The sequence below is a fragment of the Burkholderia reimsis genome, assembly GCF_003294055.1.
In the GTDB taxonomy this organism is placed as follows: domain Bacteria; phylum Pseudomonadota; class Gammaproteobacteria; order Burkholderiales; family Burkholderiaceae; genus Burkholderia; species Burkholderia cepacia.
In genome coordinates this window covers 89,837-106,974 of the sequence record NZ_QMFZ01000012.1, presented here as the reverse complement: position 1 = coordinate 106,974, position 17,138 = coordinate 89,837, and the positions used below count along the sequence as shown (strand labels likewise).

22 protein-coding genes and 1 pseudogene are annotated in these 17,138 nt (G+C 63.1%); 10 read left to right on the top strand and 13 right to left on the bottom strand.

What is annotated here, in order from left to right; all coding sequences use genetic code 11:
• Positions 1-86 precede the first annotated feature (86 nt).
• Genes DPV79_RS16280 through atsR form a run of 3 tightly spaced genes read left to right on the top strand, consistent with a single transcriptional unit; the run spans position 87 to position 3,329 of the window.
• Positions 87-959 carry a response regulator gene (locus tag DPV79_RS16280; RefSeq protein ID WP_021160570.1) on the top strand — a complete coding sequence of 291 codons (873 nt, stop codon included), beginning with the start codon at positions 87-89 and terminating at the stop codon, positions 957-959.
• 49 nt (positions 960-1,008) lie between these two features.
• Positions 1,009-1,512: a putative pterin-binding protein gene (locus tag DPV79_RS16275; protein WP_048021454.1), complete on the top strand. Its 504-nt coding sequence runs from the start codon at positions 1,009-1,011 to the stop codon at positions 1,510-1,512.
• Positions 1,509-3,329 carry a hybrid sensor histidine kinase/response regulator AtsR gene (gene atsR, locus DPV79_RS16270; RefSeq protein ID WP_059652564.1) on the top strand — a complete coding sequence of 607 codons (1,821 nt, stop codon included), beginning with the start codon at positions 1,509-1,511 and terminating at the stop codon, positions 3,327-3,329. The genes DPV79_RS16275 and atsR overlap by 4 nt, the downstream gene beginning before the upstream one ends.
• 65 nt (positions 3,330-3,394) lie before the next feature.
• Here the strand turns inward: atsR and DPV79_RS16265 are convergent, their stop codons facing one another.
• Together DPV79_RS16265 and DPV79_RS16260 are read right to left on the bottom strand one after the other, a co-directional pair.
• Positions 3,395-3,814 (bottom strand): secondary thiamine-phosphate synthase enzyme YjbQ, encoded by a 420-nt coding sequence (locus tag DPV79_RS16265; RefSeq protein ID WP_048021450.1) that lies wholly within the window; start codon positions 3,812-3,814, stop codon positions 3,395-3,397.
• Between the two features lie 10 nt (positions 3,815-3,824).
• Positions 3,825-4,151 (bottom strand): thioredoxin family protein, encoded by a 327-nt coding sequence (locus DPV79_RS16260; RefSeq protein WP_021160574.1) that lies wholly within the window; start codon positions 4,149-4,151, stop codon positions 3,825-3,827.
• 226 nt (positions 4,152-4,377) lie between these two features.
• Here DPV79_RS16260 and DPV79_RS16255 point away from each other — a divergent pair, with 226 nt between their 5' ends.
• Positions 4,378-5,079 carry a flavin reductase family protein gene (locus tag DPV79_RS16255; protein WP_021160575.1) on the top strand — a complete coding sequence of 234 codons (702 nt, stop codon included), beginning with the start codon at positions 4,378-4,380 and terminating at the stop codon, positions 5,077-5,079.
• 155 nt (positions 5,080-5,234) lie between these two features.
• Here the strand turns inward: DPV79_RS16255 and gcvA are convergent, their stop codons facing one another.
• A complete protein-coding gene (gene gcvA, locus DPV79_RS16250; protein ID WP_021160576.1) occupies positions 5,235-6,167 on the bottom strand; it encodes a transcriptional regulator GcvA in 933 nt (310 codons plus the stop codon).
• A gap of 138 nt (positions 6,168-6,305) precedes the next feature.
• Here gcvA and DPV79_RS16245 point away from each other — a divergent pair, with 138 nt between their 5' ends.
• The 5 genes from DPV79_RS16245 (at position 6,306) to DPV79_RS16225 (ending at position 10,662) form a co-directional block, all read left to right on the top strand.
• The gene (locus DPV79_RS16245) at positions 6,306-7,508 is read left to right on the top strand and encodes an MFS transporter (RefSeq protein WP_113045956.1); all 1,203 of its coding nucleotides are present in this window, start codon (positions 6,306-6,308) and stop codon (positions 7,506-7,508) included.
• A 14-nt stretch (positions 7,509-7,522) separates the two neighbouring features.
• The gene (locus DPV79_RS16240) at positions 7,523-8,419 is read left to right on the top strand and encodes an oxidoreductase (protein WP_113045955.1); all 897 of its coding nucleotides are present in this window, start codon (positions 7,523-7,525) and stop codon (positions 8,417-8,419) included.
• Between the two features lie 198 nt (positions 8,420-8,617).
• Complete coding sequence (locus tag DPV79_RS16235; RefSeq protein ID WP_048021448.1) at positions 8,618-8,950, top strand: DUF2322 family protein; 333 nt, start codon at positions 8,618-8,620, stop codon at positions 8,948-8,950.
• An 88-nt stretch (positions 8,951-9,038) separates the two neighbouring features.
• A complete protein-coding gene (locus tag DPV79_RS16230) occupies positions 9,039-9,899 on the top strand; it encodes a hypothetical protein (RefSeq protein ID WP_372684118.1) in 861 nt (286 codons plus the stop codon).
• A 130-nt stretch (positions 9,900-10,029) separates the two neighbouring features.
• Positions 10,030-10,662: a LysE family translocator gene (locus tag DPV79_RS16225; RefSeq protein WP_113045912.1), complete on the top strand. Its 633-nt coding sequence runs from the start codon at positions 10,030-10,032 to the stop codon at positions 10,660-10,662.
• Positions 10,663-10,680: 18 nt separating this feature from the next.
• On the opposite strand, the gene DPV79_RS16220 is transcribed toward DPV79_RS16225, so the two are convergent.
• From DPV79_RS16220 to DPV79_RS16210, 3 genes are all read right to left on the bottom strand, one after another.
• Positions 10,681-11,382, bottom strand: coding sequence for a YebB family permuted papain-like enzyme (locus tag DPV79_RS16220; RefSeq protein ID WP_113045911.1), 702 nt, complete (start codon positions 11,380-11,382; stop codon positions 10,681-10,683).
• A gap of 144 nt (positions 11,383-11,526) precedes the next feature.
• The gene (locus DPV79_RS16215) at positions 11,527-12,096 is read right to left on the bottom strand and encodes a hypothetical protein (RefSeq protein WP_048021440.1); all 570 of its coding nucleotides are present in this window, start codon (positions 12,094-12,096) and stop codon (positions 11,527-11,529) included.
• A 228-nt stretch (positions 12,097-12,324) separates the two neighbouring features.
• Complete coding sequence (locus DPV79_RS16210; RefSeq protein ID WP_006749370.1) at positions 12,325-12,783, bottom strand: Lrp/AsnC family transcriptional regulator; 459 nt, start codon at positions 12,781-12,783, stop codon at positions 12,325-12,327.
• Positions 12,784-12,908: 125 nt separating this feature from the next.
• On the opposite strand from DPV79_RS16210, the pseudogene DPV79_RS16205 reads away from it, so the two are divergent.
• Positions 12,909-13,076: pseudogene (locus tag DPV79_RS16205) on the top strand (AzlC family ABC transporter permease); the annotation flags it as partial.
• 210 nt (positions 13,077-13,286) lie between these two features.
• On the opposite strand, the gene DPV79_RS16200 reads toward DPV79_RS16205, so the two are convergent.
• The 7 genes from DPV79_RS16200 to DPV79_RS16175 form a co-directional block, all read right to left on the bottom strand.
• Positions 13,287-13,676, bottom strand: a complete 390-nt coding sequence (locus DPV79_RS16200) for a hypothetical protein (protein WP_113045910.1) — start codon at positions 13,674-13,676, stop codon at positions 13,287-13,289.
• Positions 13,673-14,056: a hypothetical protein gene (locus DPV79_RS16195; RefSeq protein WP_133295669.1), complete on the bottom strand. Its 384-nt coding sequence runs from the start codon at positions 14,054-14,056 to the stop codon at positions 13,673-13,675. Before DPV79_RS16195 ends, DPV79_RS16200 begins: the two co-directional genes overlap by 4 nt.
• A gap of 9 nt (positions 14,057-14,065) precedes the next feature.
• On the bottom strand, positions 14,066-14,821 hold the full coding sequence (locus DPV79_RS42095) for a hypothetical protein (protein WP_133295668.1): 756 nt from the start codon (positions 14,819-14,821) through the stop codon (positions 14,066-14,068).
• A 1-nt stretch (position 14,822) separates the two neighbouring features.
• Positions 14,823-15,353, bottom strand: a complete 531-nt coding sequence (locus tag DPV79_RS16190) for a PAAR domain-containing protein (RefSeq protein ID WP_113045908.1) — start codon at positions 15,351-15,353, stop codon at positions 14,823-14,825.
• A 9-nt stretch (positions 15,354-15,362) separates the two neighbouring features.
• Positions 15,363-15,893 (bottom strand): PAAR domain-containing protein, encoded by a 531-nt coding sequence (locus DPV79_RS16185; protein WP_113045907.1) that lies wholly within the window; start codon positions 15,891-15,893, stop codon positions 15,363-15,365.
• 19 nt (positions 15,894-15,912) lie between these two features.
• The gene (locus DPV79_RS16180) at positions 15,913-16,575 is read right to left on the bottom strand and encodes a hypothetical protein (RefSeq protein WP_113045906.1); all 663 of its coding nucleotides are present in this window, start codon (positions 16,573-16,575) and stop codon (positions 15,913-15,915) included.
• 129 nt (positions 16,576-16,704) lie between these two features.
• Positions 16,705-17,121, bottom strand: a complete 417-nt coding sequence (locus DPV79_RS16175; protein ID WP_113045905.1) for a hypothetical protein — start codon at positions 17,119-17,121, stop codon at positions 16,705-16,707.
• Positions 17,122-17,138 lie beyond the last annotated feature (17 nt).

Genomic DNA, 17,138 nt, shown 5'->3' with positions numbered 1-17,138 from the left:
AAGGTGATTCGCTTTTTCAAAGTTTGCGTGTCACGTCAGTTTTGATATGCTCTCCCTCGCCAAAAACCCCTGGAGACCCCATCGAGATGTCCAACAGCGAGCAGGCCAACGTCGATCTGATCACCGCCAACAAGGTGCGCGACCTACTGAACCGGAACGGCATTCCGCCGCGAAGTCACAACACGACGATCGCGAACGTGCTCGGCCTCAGCTTCTCTGTCGTCACCCGCAAGATGAAGGGCATGATCCCGTGGAACCTGTCGCAATTGCAGGACATCGCGACGCATTTCGGCGTGCCGCCCGCGATCCTGCTCGACGACAAGGGCACGCAGCCGGCCGCCGCCGAGATGATCGACGCGACGCTCGTGATCGAGTCGCGGCGCTTTCGCTGCCGCGCCGCGATCTCGACCAAGGCCAGCAGCCAGATCGAGACGGACTTCGTCGCGCTGCAGTGGCAGGGCGAGTGGCTCATCACCGAGCGTCAGCACGCGCGCGAGGGCCGCACGTATCCGGTCGACGTGATCGAGCTGCGCTCGACCCAGCCGAACGTGTATGCGGCGCGGATCGCCGTGGTCGACGATTCGCAGGACGTCGCCGAAACCATCTGTGAATATTTCATCGAAAAAGGCGTGAACGCGATTCCGTACTTCGACGGCGCATCGTTCCGCAAGGCACTCGAAGTGGAGGATTTCGACGGCTACATCCTCGACTGGATGCTCGGCGACCAGACCGCCGCCGAACTCGTGCGCGGCATCCGCTCGAGCGAGAACAGCGGCGCGCCGATCTTCCTGCTGACCGGCAAGATCTCGACCGGTGAAGCGAGCGAAGACGAAATCGCGCACATCGTGTCGCACTACAACGCACGCTGCGAGGAAAAGCCGGTGCGCCTGCCGATCCTGTTCGCCGAAGTGGCGCGCGAACTGAAAATCACGCTGCCGGCCGCGGCCGCCGCGAACTGAGACCAGAAACACAAGCCACCACACAACACGACAAAACCGAGGGAATGACATGCGAATTCCGACCATCTGGACCAAGGGCCTGCTGACGGCCTGCCTGCTCGGCATGGCCGCCGCGGCGTGGGCTGCCTCGTCGTTCACGTTCACCGTCGACGGCAGGATCGACAGGCACAACCAGCCGGGCAAGACGGCCTACGTCTTCTCCGAACAGGCGCTGATGGCGCTGCCCCAGCACACGATCGTCACGTCGACGAGCTGGACACCGAAGGCGACCTTCACCGGCCCGCGCCTGTCCGACATCCTGAAGACCGTCGGCGCGCACGGCACGCAGATCGAGTTCCGCTGCATCGACGAGTACACGTTCACGATTCCCGTGTCCGACGCCGATCGCTACGGCGTGATCCTCGCGCGAACGATGAACGGCAAGGTGCTCGACAACGACAACTACGGCCCGCTGTGGATCATGTACCCGCGCGACCAGTATCCCGACGAACTGAAGACGCCGCTCGGCGAAGCCAAGTTCGCATGGCAGATCATCGGCCTGACGGTGAAATGAAACGCGGGCGATGGAAAAATAGAAAAATCATCCTGGTCCTCGGCTCGCTGTGGATCATGGGGTTCGCCGCGTGGGCGTTCCTGCTGTGGGACCTCCTCGCCACCTCGGTCAACGAAGGCGTACTCGAGGGGCCGCGCGAAGGCGTGTTCTGGACCGCTGCGCAATACCGGAACGTCTATACGCGGTTCGACCGGCAACTGATCCTCTACGCGACACACGAGGACGACGACTTCAATCACGTCCAGATGCAGCTCGACAGCCTGTCGGTGTCGTTCGGCTTCCTGCAGCGGCCGTCGGAAGTGTCCCAGTACTGGCTGCGCATCCCGCGCGCGCGCAACGAGATCGACGCGCTCGGCGAATTCATGACGCGCCTGAAGCGCGACGTGCCGCCGTTGCGCGATTCGCCGCAGCGCGCACGGCAGGTGATCGACGACGTGAATGCGTACTGGCCGAAGGTCAACGGCCTCGCGAACTATTTCCGCGCGATCGAGATGGCGCAGCGCGACTTCACGTTCCACCAGCTGAGGGACAAGCAGCGCGCGATCCTGATCCTCGGCATCGTGCTCGGCGTCATCCTGTGCGCGTTGTTCCTGCTGCTGTTCTATACGATGCGCACGCGCGACGACCTGCTCGAACGGCAGGACGCGGCGCTCGACGCGGAACGCAAGGCGTCCGATCGTGCATTCGAGATGATCGAGGCGAAGAACGCGTTCCTCGGGATGGTCAGCCATGAGTTGCGCACGCCGCTGCAGGCGATCTGCGGATCGGTCGAGATCCTGCTCGCGCGCCCGCAGTCGGACGCGAACCTGAAGACGATCCGGCGGCTGCAGAATTCCGCGCTGTCCCTCGAGGCGCTCGTCAAGGACCTGACCGACTACATCAAGCTGCGCTCGACGAAACGTCTCGCCGAGCTGGATACCGTCGCCATCGCGCCGCTGCTGGCCGAAGTGCTCGACCCGCTGCGCGAGAAGATCGCGGCCAGGCGGATCGTGGTCACGCAGCAAGTCGAGCCGCACGACCTCGCGATCCGCTCCGATCGCAAGCTGCTGCGCCAGGTGCTGTCGAACCTGATCGAGAACTCGGTCAAGTACACGCTCGGCGGATCAATCAAGGTGTCGATCACGCTCGCCGACGCGCCGGCCGGCCAGCAATTGAAGATCGCCGTGCGCGACACGGGCGCCGGCATCGCGAAACAGCACCTGTCGAAGATCTTCGAGCCGTTCTATCGCGCGAACGACGCGGTCGGGCTGCATGTGGACGGAATCGGCATGGGGCTCGCCGTCGTGCGCGAAATCGTGACGACGCTGCGCGGGCATGTAGACGTGCGCAGCACGGTGGGCGAAGGCAGCGAGTTCGTCGTGACGCTGCCGGCCGAAGTGCCCGGCATCGACACCGCCGGCAACGCGGCCGGCGACGCGCCCGCGCTGCCGCACGCGGCCGCATACCGCGGCCGGCGCGCGCTGGTGGTCGACGACGACGACAACGCACGCGAAACGCTCGGCGCGATGCTGTCGGCGCTCGGCATCGACGTCGATCTGTGCAGCACCGGACAGGAAGGCGTCGCGCGCTTCGGTGCGAGCCGCTACGACATCGTCGTGCTCGATCTCGAGCTGCCGGACCTGAGCGGTTTCGACGTCGCACGGCGCATTCGCGCGGTGGCGCAACCCGACGACGACGGCCGGCATCCGGCGATCCTCGGCGTCAGCGCGTATGAATCGGCTGCGCTGCGCGAGAACAAGCGGGTATTCGACGCATTCCTGCCGAAGCCCGTCCACCTGCGCGAACTCGGTGCGCTCGTCGAGAAACTGCTCGCGTAAGCCCGCGATACCGTGTGCGCACCGGCACCGCATTGCGAGCCGCGCGCGGCGTCACCCGTCGGGACTCATTCGCCGATCAGGTGCAGCACGATGTCGCGCCGGTGCGCGGCGCGGCGATGCTCGAACAGGTAGATGCCCTGCCACGTGCCGAGCACCATGCGTCCGTGCTCGACCGGGATCGACAGCTGTACCTGCGTGAGCGCCGTGCGCAGATGCGCGGGCATGTCGTCTGCGCCTTCGGTGTCGTGCTCGTAGCGCGTGGCGTCCTCCGGTGCGAGCGTCGCGAAGTAGCGTTCGAGATCGCGCTGCACCGACGGATCCGCATTCTCCTGGATCAGCAGCGACGCCGACGTATGGCGGCAGAACACGGTGAGCAGGCCGGTGCGGATCGCCTGCTGGTCGACGAACGCACGCACCTGCGGCGTGAATTCGACGAGGCCGCTGCCGCGCGTGTCGACGCCGATGTGCGTGAGGGCCTGTTGCATCTCGGCGACCTCAGGCCAGCGCGGCGAAGCCGTCGGCTTCGATCTGCTTCGCGTCGGCCGGGCGCACGACGCGCGCGACCTCGACACCGTCGCGCAGGAACACCAGCGTCGGCCACAGCTTCACGCCGAACGAACGGCCGAGCGGGCGGCCCGGGCCATCCTCGATCTTAAGGTGCCGCACCGCGGGATGCGCGGAGAAGGACGCGACGATCGCGGGCTGCGCGCCCGCGCAGATCCCGCACCAGTTCGCGCCGAATTCGATGACGGTTGCGCCGCCCAGTGCGTCGACTTCCGCGCGCGTCGGTGCATTGGCGGTATAGCGTTGCTCGGTATCCATCGGGCCCTCGTGTGCGTTGGCGGAACGTGGCCGCGCCCGCATGCGTGGTACGGCGGTCGCGGCCTGCGATTTCCTACTCTAGCGGAAAAGCGCGCGCGATGCCGGCCGGCCCGTTGCGGCGCCCATGCCGCCTGTGCCCCTCCGGAATGACACGACAAGATTCGGAGCGCCGCGCCGCCGCGACAGGATCAGCATGCGGACTGATCCGTCACCGAGGGCACCTGCCATGAATGCACCGCATTGCGTCACCGAACCGAACATCCTCTATTTCGGCACGCCCGTCGTGCTGGTCAGCACGCTGAACGAAAACGGCACGCCCAATCTCGCGCCGATCTCGTCCGCGTTCTGGCTCGGCTGGCGCGGCGTGATCGGCATCGCCGCCAGCTCGCAGACCACCCGCAACCTGATGCGCACCGGCGAATGCGTGCTGAACCTGCCGTCGTCGGCGCAGGCGGACGCGGTCGACCGGATCGCGCGCACGACGGGCACGCATCCGGTGCCCGACGGCAAGCGCGCGAAAGGCTACGTCTTCGAACCCGACAAGTTCGGCACGGCCGGGCTCACCGCAACCGCGTCGCAAACCGTCGCGCCGCCGCGTGCGCTCGAATGCCCGGTGCACATGGAAGCGGTCGTCGCGGCCACGCACGGGATCGGCGACGAGGCGCCGGACCTGCGCGGCCATATCCGCGTGTTCGAGTTGCGCATCCAGCGCGTGCACGTGCATCCCGACCTGCTGATGGACGGCTACGCCGACCGCATCGATCCGGACAAGTGGTCGCCGCTGATCATGAGCTTCCAGAAGTTCTACGGGCTGGAGCCGCGGCAGGTGCATGCGTCGCGGCTCGCGGAGATTCCGGAGCGCGCGTATCGCAGCCCCGACATCGAACGTTCGCGTGAAGCGGGCATGTTGACCGGCGCCGGACGGTAACGAAGCGCCCGGCGCATTCGCAGTGAACCGGGCGCTTCGTCATGCCTCCACCGGCGGTAGCGAGGCGGCTGCGCCGACCCCGCACCGCCTCGTTCCGCCTCGCACTGCCGGCCCAGTGCATCGCGGTGCCGATCGCGCGGATCGACACCGCGAGCCTATTCCGCCTCGCGGCCCGCCATGCGTTCCATCCACTGCTCGAACGCGGACACCGCGGCATCGTCGGCACGATCGGCGTTCGTCACCAGCATGTAGTCGTCGGCACGCCATACAGGCGACGCGATCGGACACACGAGGCGCCCCTCGGCGAGATCGCGCCCGATCAGCGGCAGCGATGCCAGGGCCACGCCGAGCCCCTCGATGGCCGCGCCGAGCTGAAGATTCACATGATCGAATTCGACATGACGCGCGGCGCGCAGATCGGAAGCCCCCGCTTCCTGCAACCAGTGCGACCAGGCGGAGCGCGTCGTGGCCGAATGCAGCAGGGTGTGATGACGCAGGTCGGCCACGCCCTGTATCGGATGCCGGCGCAGCAATGCGGGATTGCAGGCCGGCACGCGCAGGTCGGGCATCAACGGGCGCGATACGACGCCCGCGCCCTGCTCGGGACCGGAACGCACACCGATATCGAAAGCGTCGGCGACATAGCGCAACTTGCGCGATGTCGTCGACACCCTCACGTCGATGTCGGGGTACCGCGAATGGAAATCGGCGAGCCGCGGCAGCAGCCAGCACAGCGCAAAGCTCATCGGCACATTCACCCGCACGACGCCCGATATCCGGTGCTTGAACGTGTCGTGGCGCAGCCGCCCCACCGCGGTACCGAGGCGCTCGAACACGTGGCTGACGTCGTTCAGCAACGCGGCCCCTTCGTCGGTCAGCACGACACCGCGCGGACGACGGTCGAACAACGGCAGCCCGAACCAGTCCTCCAGCAGCCGGATCTGCTTGCCTACGGCCCAGTGGGTGACATGCAGCTCCACCGCCGCCCCCGCGAAGCTGCCGTGCCGCGCGACCGCATCGAAAGCGCGCAGCGCATTGAGCGGAGGCAACTCGCCCCGATGCTTCGCCGTGTCCTGGTTGTCGTTCATGACGTGACTTTTTCTCTCCGTTGACGCGATTTTAGTTCAATTGAAATGGCCGCTGCGTCACCCATAGAATTGACGCATCGAGCGTGAAAGCGATGCCACGAGCGGCTTCCACCGACCGCTCGCACGGAGCAAATGACGATGCGCCTGCCGGTTTTTTCCCCTCCCGTGACGCGGGAGACTGCAACGCCCCGACGGCGCGTGCTGTGGCTGTCCTGCATTGCGCACGCAATGCACGATGGTTATACGGACATGATCTACGCGCTACTACCCGTGTGGCAGTCGGAATTCGGGCTCGACTTTGCGGCCCTGGCGATCCTGCGCGGCATCTATGCCGGCACGATGGCGACGCTGCAGTTGTCTGCGGGGCGCCTCGCGCAATACCTGGGCAGCGGCACGACCCTCGCATTCGGCACACTGCTCGCCGCGCTCGGTTATGCACTCGCGGGCCTGTCGGGTGGCCTGCTCGGTCTGGGCGTGGCGCTGGCGATTTCGGGCGGCGGATCCAGCACGCAGCATCCGATCGCATCGGGCGCCGTCTCCCGCCTCTATGGACGCGACGCGAGAGGCCCGCTGAGCATCTACAACTTTGCCGGCGATCTGGGGAAATCCGCACTGCCGGCCGCCATTTCGCTGCTCGTGACCCTGATGCCGTGGCGTCACGCGCTATGGATCGTCGCCGGATTGGGCTGCGTCGTGGCCGCCGTCATCGCGCTCTGGTTTCCCGCCGTGCCGCGTGGCGCAAACAAGACGGCGGCCAAAGAACAGGCGTCCGCTCAACGCAGCGGCACCGGGGGAAGCGGCTTCCCCACGCTGTTTTCCATCGGCGTGCTCGATACGGCGGTACGCATGGGACTGCTGACATTTCTGCCTTTCCTGCTCAAGGCAAAGGGTGTCTCGCCGCAACTGCTGGGAACGGCGCTTGCGCTCGTGTTCATAGGCGGTGCGGCCGGCAAATTCCTGTGTGGCTGGTTGGGCGCGCGCCTGGGTATGGTCAGGACGGTGCTGCTCACGGAGGGCGGTACAGCCGCGTGCATCGTCGCGGTGATGTATCTCCCGTTGGCACTCGCCATGGTGCTGCTGCCGATTCTGGGTATGATGCTCAACGGCACTTCGTCGGTGCTGTACGGAACCGTTCCGGAGATGTCCGCACCCGAGCGCACCGAGCGCGCATTCGCGATCTTCTACACGGGGACGATCGCATCCGGCGCGATATCGCCTGTTCTCTACGGTTTCCTGGGCGACAGGATCGGTGTGCATGGCGCCACGTATGCGACCGCGCTGACCGCCCTCGCGATTTTTCCGCTCGCCCTCGCTCTGCGCCCGCATCTGGCGGATGACTGAACAGGATGAACACCATGACGAACGCTGACTACCCGACCGTCGCCCTCGTCGGTCCGGGCGCAATCGGAACGACCGTCGCCGCGGCCCTTCATGAAGCCGGCCGCACGCCGGTGATCTGCGGCCGCTCGGCCCACGAACAGTTGAAGCTGCGCTTCGACGGCGGCGAGATCGTCGTGCCCGGGCCCGTACTGACCGATCCGCACGTGGTCGAGGAAAGGTTCGATCTCGTGTTCGTTGCGGTCAAGTCGACGCAGATCGCGAGCGCGGCACCCTGGGTTTCCGCGCTATGCGATGCGAATACCGTCGTCTGCGTGCTGCAAAACGGCGTCGAGCAGAAAGCCGCGTTCGCGCCGTATGCGGCCGGCGCCACGGTCGTGCCGTCGGTCGTCTGGTTTCCGGCGCAGCGCGAATCGGGTGCATCGGTGTGGCTGCGGGGCAAGCCTCGGCTCACGCTGCCCGATACGCCGGCGAGCAACGTGGTGGTCGCCGCTTTGCACGGCACGCGCTGCGCGCCGGAGGTGGCGGAGGATTTCATCTCGCTCGCGTGGCGCAAGCTCTTGCAGAACGCTGTGGCGGGACTCATGGTGCTGACCGGTCGCCGCGCCGGCATGTACACGCGAAGCGACATCACCGAACTGTCGCTCGCCTACCTGCGGGAATGTCTCGAGGTCGCGCGGGCGGAGGGCGCGAAGCTGGGCGATGACGTGCCGCAGGAAATCGTCGATGGATTGCATGGCTTTCCGCCCGATTTAGGGACGTCCATCCTTGCCGACCGACAAGGCAACCATCCGCTCGAATGGGACTGCCGGAACGGCGTCGTGCAGCGCTACGGACGAATGCACGGCATTCCGACGCCGATCAGCGATCTGGTCGTTCCGCTTCTCGCAGCCGCCAGCGATGGCCCGGGCTAGCCTCAAGCAAACCCAAGGGATCGGATCGACGCGAGACTCACCGCCTCGTCGGTCATGAAATTCGGCCGCCGTGCGCGTCTGCGATCGGATGATCAGACTCCGTGCAAATCGCCCGGTTGCGTCGGAAAGTGCATCGCGGCGAATCAGATAACATACAGGCCGCCACCTTTCCACGATCAGACCGACGGAGTGTTTTCAGTGATTCAACCGACCCCTGTATTCAAGGACAACCTCGCGCAACTGCCGGCCATCGACGGTATCGCGCGCATCGATCTCGCCGGCGCGAACGGCGACGTGGTCGCGACCATCGAGAACCAGCCGGGCAAGCAAGGCTCGCTCGCGGTGTACAACTATCTGCAGCAGGCATTCGGCACGCTCGACGCGAAAGCGGCCGAGCACGGCCTCGCCGTGTTCGCCGAACATACGGCCGACGCACGCAACCGCCCGGGCGCGCACCCGAACGTCGATCGTCTGCTGGCGATCGTCGACGGCGGTGAAGCGCTGCGCATCGACGTCGTCGCGAAGGGCTGAGTCGTTGGCGGCACACGTGCGGAACACCGCAATCGTCGCATCCGTATCCGCTTCCCTGGAGATCACCCGCGTGTCGCGCTTGAGTGCTCTGGCTTCGGGCCGTCGTTTCGCGACGGCCACCGCGATCACGGCCGTTGCCTGGGCCGTGCTCGGCGGCACGGCATCGGCCGCCCCGCTGCGGACAGCATCCGATATCGCCGGCGCGTCGCTCGTGCCGCTCGGCGTGCTGCCGCATTCGCCGGAGGACGGTTCGCTCGATCCGTTTTGCGAGCGATATCGCGCGAAGACGACCACCGCGGCCAGCCGCGAAGTCGCGAAGCGCGACTGGATCGTGACGTCCGAGGCGCCGCTCGGGCGCTACACGGTCGTCACGTTCTCGAGCGGCTTCCGCGCCGGCACGAGCGCGATCTGCTTCGCGCGCAACGGCAACATCGGCGTATTCGACGGCACGACGCTCGTCGCGCTCGGCTATACCGCGCGCAAGGCCGGCTGGCAGCTCGGCTCGGTCGATCGGCTGGAAAACGGCGCGCTGCTGATCTGGGGTGGCGACGGCCCGGCACCGCCCGTCGGCGAACTGCATGAAGAGAACGGCGGCCTGCGCTTGACCGGTGTCGCCGCCGAAAGCACACACTGCGGCGGCCGTGCGGTCGTGCCGAACGTGTACGGCGAGCCGCTCGATGCGGCACGCAGGATCCTGATCGCGCACGGCTGGCAACCGCTGCGCCCGCGCGAGAAGCCGGAAGCAACGGATGGTGCGGCAACGCTCGCGAAGCACGGCATCTTCGAAGCCGAAGCGTGTTCGGGTACCGGAATGGGGTATTGCGCGCTGCGCTACCGGAATGCAGCCGGCGTGCTCGGCGTGACGACGGCCGGCGGCGAGCCGGACAAGCCTTCGGCGAATACCGTGATCGACTACCAGGTCGCGTGCCGCAAGCCGGGGGCGCGCTGATCGCGCGAGCATGATCCATGTGTCATGCGATCCGCGCCGTCCGGCCATCGTCCGTTCGCTCGATTGACCGCGCTCACGTGCCCTCCTAAACTGACCTCCCTTTTACGCCGCACCGACAAAAGGGACTGCCATGATCGACCTCTCCACGCTCGCGCTGTTCTCCGGCGCATGTCTCGCCCTGACGGCCACGCCCGGCCCCGACATGCTGCTGATCGCGTCCCGCAGCGTGAGCCAGGGCCGGCGTGCAGGCTTCGCGACGCTCGCGGGCATTCAGGCCGGCACCTACTGCCACGCGCTCGCGGCCGCGCTGGGCTTGTCGCAGCTTTTTGTCGCGGTGCCGCTCGCGTATGACGCCGTGCGCTTCGCAGGCGCCGCGTATTTGCTGTATCTCGCGTGGAAAACCTTCCGTTCGGATGCGACCCCGCTGTCGCCCGTCGCGTCGCCACGCCGCCACTCGACCGCGACGATCTTCCGTCAGGGCCTGACGACGAACCTGCTGAATCCGAAGATGGCGTTGTTCGTGCTCGCGCTGTTTCCGCAGTTCGTGCGCCCCGAGCACGGTTCGATCGCCGTGCAGATTCTCGTGCTCGCGACGGTGCTGAACCTGATCGGACTCGTCGTGAACGGCGCGGTCATTCTTTCCGCGAGCCGGCTGAGCCAGCGGATCGGCGCGCGCCGCCGGCCGTCGAAACTGCCTCAGTATCTGCTTGGGTCGGTATTCGTCGGATTGGCGGCGCGGCTTGCGGTGGCGGGGCGGCAGTAGTCGTAGCCGCCGCCGGATTCAGGTACCCCCCGAACGGCCAGGTTCAGGCCCGTTCTCGACACACCCGCGCGTATCCGCCACCACCCGCAACGCGTCGCTCTCGAGCAAGCTCGCCGGCGTCACCGTGCGGCGGCGCCACGGGATTCGCCCGAAATACCAGATTTTCCAGAAACCGAGCGGATGATCGGGATTCCGGCGCAACAGCATGTCGAAGGTCTCGACGTCGCCGAGCACGATCCGCGTCGCATCGCGCACGACTTCGCGCACGAACCGCGAGCAGAACTGCCGGCGCGACGCGAGATCGAAACCCGTGTCGTAGACCACGCCGGTCCGGCGCATCGCCGCGTCGACAAGCCGCCGCCGCTGCTCTGCATCGAGCGGCTGCTTCAGCCGCGCGATCACGCATGCGCCGCGATCGGAGCGTGCGAGAAATCGCGACATCGTCGTCACGCGCGATAGCGGAAACGTGCTCTCCGCGATCAGCGTTTCACCGCCGCGCGCGCCGACGACGATGCCGACGTGATTCGTCCATGAGCGCGTTGCGCTCGCTACCTCGAGGAACGGCCGCACGGTCACACGAATGAACACGATGTCGCCGATCTCCGGTGCGACCGGCAACGACACATCATGCGTTTCGGGAGAAACGACGCAGAAGAGGCGCCGCCGGCCCGCGCCGGGCGAGCGGATCATGAGCGGCTGGCGGCCGGTGTCGACGACCATACGGACCTCGCGCAAGTGGTGATGGCGCGAGCATGTCAGCAGCGGCCGGACTCCGCATCCGCTTCGTGTGCGAGGCCAGGTATTCGCGCCGCCCGGTGGCGGATTTCGATACCGGGGTGAGGCGGCGCGCGGGCGCCGCCGCCTTCAGCGCGTCGCGCCCAGCGCCACGCGCAGCCGTTCCATCAACTGCGTGTAGTGGCGCAGCACGTCGTCCTTCGGCACGACATTCGCCGTCGCGAAACGGTCGGACCACACCGGTTTCCACTCATACGAACCGTGCAGGCTGCGGTCGCCGTCGGGCGCCTGGATCAGCGAGCGGATCCGCGCATCGCGGCCTGGGCCCGTATGCATGTCGAACAGCGCATGGATATACGTGTGATACGCGTCGTACACGTCGTCGTCGAACAGGTAACGATAGATGTGGAACGTGCGGTCGAGCTCGCGCTTCGCGCGGATCACGTCGTCCGGCGAGATGTCCTTCCAGTAGCCGATCCACGTGTAGAAGCACAGCAGCGCATTGAGCTGCGGCGCGACCGCGTCGTACAGCGCGAGCCGCTTCTCGATCAATCGCTGGTTGGTCCATTGCACCAGTTCAAGGCGCTTCAGCCGGCGCGCGACGAGCCAGCCGAGACACGCGACCGACAACGGCGTCAGCACGCCGAGCACGAGCTTGACGATTTCCAGCGAATTCCACGGATTGTTGAATGGCTGCATGAATGGCCCGACAAGAAGGAACGTACTCGCGCCGGCGCATGACCCGGCGCGCGGCGCCGCCTGCCCATTTGCGTCGACATTGACCGTTAGTTGCTTGCGCATCGAACGTCGCGCAACAACACGGGCGACATGCCCGAAGCGGCGCGATGCGTCAGTCTATCGGGCGATTGTCACCGAGCCGTGACCGTTCGTCGACCCGTCGTCGCAAGTCCGCGCGCCCGCGTCGCGTTACGTCGGCAGCGCCGACGTCAGCTTGACCTTCTGCATCGGAATGTCCGTCTTCACGCTCAGCACGCCCGGGATGCGCGTGAGGGTTTCCATCTGGAAGCGCCGGTAGTCGTCGATATCGGCCGCGACGACGCGCAGCAGGAAATCGCAGTCGCCCGCCATCAGGTGGCATTCGACGACTTCCGGCATCTGCTGGACGGCGTCGGCGAAGCGGTTCACGGATTCCGCGTCCTGCCCCTTCAGCCACACGCGCGTGAAGATCGTCAGGCCCTTGCCGACTTTCGCGGGATTCAGCACGGCCACGTATTTCTCGATCACGCCGGCTTCCTCGAGCAGCCGCACGCGCCGCAGGCACGGCGATGGCGACAACCCGACCTCGTGCGCGAGTTCCACGTTCTGCATGCGGCCGTCGCGCTGGAGCGCGCTCAGGATCCGGCGGTCGATGGCGTCAAGTTTCATTTGGCATCCGATTCCAAGAAATTCCCAAATCCTTCGTTCGATGCCAAATTCTCCGAAAATCATGGCCACAACGCAACCCGATTCGAGTCAAAAAAGCAGACAATCCCTCCCCCGAAGGAGGAGTAATGAGCAGTAGCGTTTCAACGTCGTCAGGGCTTCGCGACAAGCCCGCCTATGTCGCCGAGATGGGCCGCGGATTGCGCGCGGCGCTGCCCGTCATGCTGGGTTTCGTGCCGTTCGCGCTCGTGCTGGGCGCGCAGGCCGCGCAGAAAGGGCTGAGCCTGTTCGATGTTGCGATTACGCAACAAAATCAATAGGTTGCAGACGATTGGGTGCACTTTTGTGCGCCCACGAAAACGCACTGGTTTACCCCGACTAGCGGGCGCGTCATACTCGCGTTGCAGGCACTGCCTGCACTCGCCAGACGTGTTTTATGGGAACTGTGCGAGCTTTCAGCCCCGCCGAGCGCGGGGCTTTTTTCGTCGATCGCTTGATGGCTTCGGCTACTGCGCTTCGGGCGCAGCGCGGATATAGTCGGGAACCTGTCCCACTCTCGTATGGTTTGCTGCGTACACAAGGGAGAACGCGACGAATGCAAAGACCGTGGACGCAATGATCCGTGGCGTCCTAGCTGGCGACTTGTATGTCAGCACAATCCATATCGTGCTTGCTATAGCCAGTCCAGCGAGGGCAATGAAGAAGTCGTTGGCGGCCCCTCCAGCTTCCAAGCTGTCCACGAAACTCATGTAATCAAAAGTGATTAGCCGATAAAACTGGTGCCAACTCTTTATCTTTCCAAGAGTCGCCAGAGTTATACCCGCCGCAGGCACGCCAATCGAGGCAACGAGGCCCCATCCGATAAAGCGAAAAATTACCAGCGCAATTTTTTTCATCCTAATGCATACGTGGCGTTATATTGAGCTAAAACAAAAATTCCAAACATAAAAATCGATGTGATCGCAATGTATGCAATCATGTATCGTCGAAGCATTCTGCTTTCCAAACATATCGACGCGCCCAAGGCGCCAATGCATAGAGCAGCAAGAAAATATACAAAACCACGCTCCGCCAACAGTGTGTCGACTGAGAAGTACTGGTCACCGCGATTCATGTAGTGATACGTCAAGACTTTCAAATAAAGGCGTTGCTGAAGGCCCGCACGCGTTAGCAGATCGCCTTGGTATAACTGTTGCGCGATGGTGGCGACGGCAGTGGAGATAGCCAACCCAACGATCAGCAAACCTGTTCGCAGTCTCCATTTTCTCAAATTCATCTCGATACCTTACAGTCGATTAAATTCAAGGAAATTCCATCGAATGTGTATACTCTGATCGCCCCACGGCTTCGGGTCCCACCTGCGATCGTCCCCATACATTCGCTGATAAAACCAAGAGCCATTTCTGAATTCATACACGGCATTTTGAACCGGCACCCCGAGATAATTTGGGCTTTCTCGTGCGTCGGTCGATTTATCTCTAAAAAGAAATCCGAAATCCGTCCATGAATGTTGTTTTCTAACCACCGTCAGAGGCCCGGGAAAATTTCCCTGCATAATTTCAATTCGATTCGGGCTCACGCTTGTTACTACTTGAATATGTCCACGGTTAAATTCTGCAAACATATCACCCGGCTTGAGATCCGATAGTGATACTGGTTGGCTGTTCGCGACAACATCCGGTGCGCCTGCCCGGAACGCCACATCTAATGCAAATCCAGCGGGTGTCGGTGGGTTTGCGCCATCCACATCAAACACCTCCTCTACGTTTTTAAAGGTGCGCGACTCGGTTTTAATTTTGAGCGGCAGCTTATTTCTCGATGCAAATTCGATCAATATTTCGAGGGCAAAATCTTCGCATGTGTATTGTCCGCTCGCTCCCTTTCTGGATTGAATTTCACGCGCCAAGCCCGGCGTGGCTAGCTGGTATTTTTCAATCCAGCTTTGATCCCAGAGCCGCTCATGCACCCAATAAAATTTGTATTGCAGTGTGACTGGCGTGGTGTCGTCTACAGGTGTCAAAATCGTCGAGCCGAGTTCCATTTTATTTCCCTTCAATAACAATCGACAACGAAACCGTCTTGGCACCGTTAGACCGCGCCAGTTGCGTTTTACCACTCGCACCGGTTTGCCCGACGATATCCTGCTCACCGTCAACTTGCAACCGATAGCGCAGACCTTCGACGGGAGTGCCGTCGCTATTGATAATTCGGAAATGTCGATCGTGCGTCAGAACGCTCGAACCTTGGCGGAACCCCTTCGCACTGCTTCCGACCGCCTCCGGCTCCGACTCGAAGGACATGAAGCGGTCGCCTTGAGACGCGATCAACGTCGGCGGAGGATCGCACTTACATATGCACAGGTCGCCGTCTAAGATTGCGGCCTTACCCATCATGCTCATAGGCCAGTACGGCGGCACTTTCTGAGCGTACCCCTCAGAGTTACATGCGGGACAGTGGATGCGTGCGCCCTCGAACGAAAGCGGAACGTCATGATGCATATTGTTCGGCACACCATCCAGCACCGTTCCGCCTGCGGTGGTTTTGTCACCTTCCCGAATGAAATATCGTTTCAACTAATACTCCTAAGAACCCGAAATATGCAGCAGGAGGCGCACCTGTTGAGCGTTGCTGGCCGAAACGATTTTGCTCAATCCATCGGACGACGTGATGCCGATAATCGTCCGTCCGTCCGATGTTTCAAGCCGATATTGCAATCCCTCTACCGGGGTGCCGTCGCTGTTTACGATCCGAAAGTGTTGATTCATGCCGGCAGCGGCCTCGTTTGCCGGTGCTGAATTTACTGCCACGGAGCGGCGCACGGTGGATGAGCCGTCGTCGCATTCTAGGAAAATACCGGGATCGTTCCCGACGATAACTCGGTTCTGCTTGCATGGGCACAGCACAAGATCGCCATTGACGACGACAGCGCGCCCCTTTTCGGTCATGCCATCGCCAGTGCCAAATATCTTCCATGCGCCCTTGCAATTGCCGCATGTCGCCTCGTCGCCGCCGAGTGCGACGCGCTTCCCATCATCAAAAATGGTGGACGAATGCGCGATCACAAAGCCTCGTGTCGTCGTCGGATCGCCATTTCGAACTGCTGCCTTACGCATTGAAACGCCCCTCTATCTCTCAGCCGAAATTTACAAATACCCAATCGCCAGACTCAGGGTCATAGATCGCCCCTTGTCTCATCCTGTCAGTCCGAAGGTCTTCAACAGAGACAACGGGGGGTATGCGGTTCGTTGCTTCCTCTGCTGCGTCTGCGATTTGCTCTCTTGACCATCCGCGCATCGCATCCAACGTCTCCACGAAGCCCGAGAGGCCAGCACGCGCATAGGTCTCTTCAATTTCCTCAACGAGGCCGTTAGAGAAGGCTATGCTGAAGTGTTCCCATTGCTCTTTTGGCACGTCGAACGATTCTCCCGTGTAGACCATCAGCGGATGCCCCCGCTCGTCAACTACGAGCCTGTCACCGTCAGCGCCATAGGCATAGTTGATTGCAATCCTCAAACTGCCGTTCTCTTCCATGAACGTACGCGTATCGACTTGCCGGAAGTCAATCGGCCAGAAATGATCGCCATCAAGCAAGCCGCCCGATCCCATGACGGCGTCTAGAGGACTTAGGTACGTGGAGATCGAGCGCTTGCCGCGTTCTTTCTGGCAGAGCATCTGCATGTCGGCGCAGTAGGTCGATCCTGCGGGCATTGACGGCGCGTCGTGGGGCTTGTGCACCATGGCAAACAGGTGCAACGAAGAATGGAGAAGATACGGACAATCGGCGTGTTCGGTCATCTAGCGTACATATCGAGCGGTTTGCTCACACTGTTAACCAAAAAGTCCGTCCGTGTCCATTTTTGAGATGCGATCTGACAATCTTTGATCAAGGTTGCGAATGATCAAATAGAAATCCTCGTAATTCTGTCAGTGCACGAACCGCAGAATGATCACCACGATCGTATTGAACACGCCGAGCAAGACGGAAATCAGCGCGAGGATAATCGCCCGCTGTCCGTTCTCGCGGTTTGACTGCTGTTCGTGTCGCTCGCTGTAGAGCCGCTCCTCATCTTTCTCATACACTTCGCGCAGAACATAATCGCGGTTCGCTTGATCTAGTCGCTCGATGGACTTTTCAATTTCTGCTAGTCGGCGGTTTACTTCGTCGTGCACGGCCGTCTGATACGTGACGACGTTCTCAAGGTTCTGCCGCGTCAGCTCGCGCAGGCTCGACAGGCCCGTGACGACTTCGAAGCGCAGCGTCCCGATCTTGGAGTCGAACAGTTTTTCGACCGTATCGATATGTTCTCGCACGGATTCCGGCGTCGGATGCGGGTTCGTCATGGATACCCTCGCGCAGC

Coding starts and splice junctions, on each gene's coding strand:
- DPV79_RS16280 (WP_021160570.1), top strand. CDS start 87: ATGTCCAACAGCGAGCAGGCCAACGTCGATCTGATCACCGCCAACAAG.
- DPV79_RS16275 (WP_048021454.1), top strand. CDS start 1,009: ATGCGAATTCCGACCATCTGGACCAAGGGCCTGCTGACGGCCTGCCTG.
- atsR (WP_059652564.1), top strand. CDS start 1,509: ATGAAACGCGGGCGATGGAAAAATAGAAAAATCATCCTGGTCCTCGGC.
- DPV79_RS16265 (WP_048021450.1), bottom strand. CDS start 3,814: ATGCAACAGGCCCTCACGCACATCGGCGTCGACACGCGCGGCAGCGGC.
- DPV79_RS16260 (WP_021160574.1), bottom strand. CDS start 4,151: ATGGATACCGAGCAACGCTATACCGCCAATGCACCGACGCGCGCGGAA.
- DPV79_RS16255 (WP_021160575.1), top strand. CDS start 4,378: ATGAATGCACCGCATTGCGTCACCGAACCGAACATCCTCTATTTCGGC.
- gcvA (WP_021160576.1), bottom strand. CDS start 6,167: ATGAACGACAACCAGGACACGGCGAAGCATCGGGGCGAGTTGCCTCCG.
- DPV79_RS16245 (WP_113045956.1), top strand. CDS start 6,306: ATGCGCCTGCCGGTTTTTTCCCCTCCCGTGACGCGGGAGACTGCAACG.
- DPV79_RS16240 (WP_113045955.1), top strand. CDS start 7,523: ATGACGAACGCTGACTACCCGACCGTCGCCCTCGTCGGTCCGGGCGCA.
- DPV79_RS16225 (WP_113045912.1), top strand. CDS start 10,030: ATGATCGACCTCTCCACGCTCGCGCTGTTCTCCGGCGCATGTCTCGCC.
- DPV79_RS16220 (WP_113045911.1), bottom strand. CDS start 11,382: ATGGTCGTCGACACCGGCCGCCAGCCGCTCATGATCCGCTCGCCCGGC.
- DPV79_RS16215 (WP_048021440.1), bottom strand. CDS start 12,096: ATGCAGCCATTCAACAATCCGTGGAATTCGCTGGAAATCGTCAAGCTC.
- DPV79_RS16210 (WP_006749370.1), bottom strand. CDS start 12,783: ATGAAACTTGACGCCATCGACCGCCGGATCCTGAGCGCGCTCCAGCGC.
- DPV79_RS16200 (WP_113045910.1), bottom strand. CDS start 13,676: ATGAAAAAAATTGCGCTGGTAATTTTTCGCTTTATCGGATGGGGCCTC.
- DPV79_RS16195 (WP_133295669.1), bottom strand. CDS start 14,056: ATGAATTTGAGAAAATGGAGACTGCGAACAGGTTTGCTGATCGTTGGG.
- DPV79_RS42095 (WP_133295668.1), bottom strand. CDS start 14,821: ATGGAACTCGGCTCGACGATTTTGACACCTGTAGACGACACCACGCCA.
- DPV79_RS16185 (WP_113045907.1), bottom strand. CDS start 15,893: ATGCGTAAGGCAGCAGTTCGAAATGGCGATCCGACGACGACACGAGGC.
- DPV79_RS16180 (WP_113045906.1), bottom strand. CDS start 16,575: ATGACCGAACACGCCGATTGTCCGTATCTTCTCCATTCTTCGTTGCAC.
- DPV79_RS16175 (WP_113045905.1), bottom strand. CDS start 17,121: ATGACGAACCCGCATCCGACGCCGGAATCCGTGCGAGAACATATCGAT.